The organism is Streptomyces sp. NPDC005551, from assembly GCF_042871785.1.
Lineage (GTDB): Bacteria > Actinomycetota > Actinomycetes > Streptomycetales > Streptomycetaceae > Streptomyces.
On sequence record NZ_JBIAJE010000020.1, the window covers coordinates 1 to 1,415 of the forward strand.

1 rRNA gene (running past one end of the window) is annotated in these 1,415 nt (G+C 56.3%); it reads right to left on the minus strand.

The annotated features are described in order from the left end of the window. Nucleotides 1-21: 21 nt before the first annotated feature. A 23S ribosomal RNA gene (locus ACFYP4_RS34000) occupies nucleotides 22-1,415 on the minus strand; it runs 1,796 nt beyond the window's last position.

Here is a 1,415-nt window from a genome sequence, read left to right on the forward strand (position 1 = left end):
ACACAGTGGACGCGAGCAACTGAGGACAAGCCCTCGGCCTATTAGTACCAGTCACCTCCACACCTTGCGGTGCTTCCAGATCTGGCCTATCAACCCAGTCGTCTACTGGGAGCCTTAACCCCTCAAAGGGGGTGGGAATACTCATCTCGAAGCAGGCTTCCCGCTTAGATGCTTTCAGCGGTTATCCCTCCCGAACGTAGCCAACCAGCCATGCCCTTGGCAGGACAACTGGCACACCAGAGGTTCGTCCGTCCCGGTCCTCTCGTACTAGGGACAGCCCTTCTCAATATTCCTACGCGCACAGCGGATAGGGACCGAACTGTCTCACGACGTTCTAAACCCAGCTCGCGTACCGCTTTAATGGGCGAACAGCCCAACCCTTGGGACCGACTCCAGCCCCAGGATGCGACGAGCCGACATCGAGGTGCCAAACCATCCCGTCGATATGGACTCTTGGGGAAGATCAGCCTGTTATCCCCGGGGTACCTTTTATCCGTTGAGCGACGGCGCTTCCACAAGCCACCGCCGGATCACTAGTCCCGACTTTCGTCCCTGCTCGACCCGTCGGTCTCACAGTCAAGCTCCCTTGTGCACTTACACTCAACACCTGATTACCAACCAGGCTGAGGGAACCTTTGGGCGCCTCCGTTACTCTTTGGGAGGCAACCGCCCCAGTTAAACTACCCATCAGACACTGTCCCTGATCCGGATCACGGACCCAGGTTAGACATCCAGCACGACCAGAGTGGTATTTCAACGATGACTCCCCCTGAGCTGGCGCTCAGAGTTCACAGTCTCCCACCTATCCTACACAAGCCGAACCGAACACCAATATCAAACTGTAGTAAAGGTCCCGGGGTCTTTCCGTCCTGCTGCGCGAAACGAGCATCTTTACTCGTAGTGCAATTTCACCGGGCCTATGGTTGAGACAGTCGAGAAGTCGTTACGCCATTCGTGCAGGTCGGAACTTACCCGACAAGGAATTTCGCTACCTTAGGATGGTTATAGTTACCACCGCCGTTTACTGGCGCTTAAGTTCTCAGCTTCGCACGCCCGAAAGCGCACTAACCGGTCCCCTTAACGTTCCAGCACCGGGCAGGCGTCAGTCCGTATACATCGCCTTACGGCTTCGCACGGACCTGTGTTTTTAGTAAACAGTCGCTTCTCGCTGGTCTCTGCGGCCACCCCCAGCTCGAGCAGCAAGTGCTCTCACCAGTGATGGCCCCCCTTCTCCCGAAGTTACGGGGGCATTTTGCCGAGTTCCTTAACCATAGTTCACCCGAACGCCTCGGTATTCTCTACCTGACCACCTGAGTCGGTTTAGGGTACGGGCCGCCATGAAACTCGCTAGAGGCTTTTCTCGACAGCATAGGATCATCCACTTCACCACAATCGGCTCGGCATCAGGTCTCAGC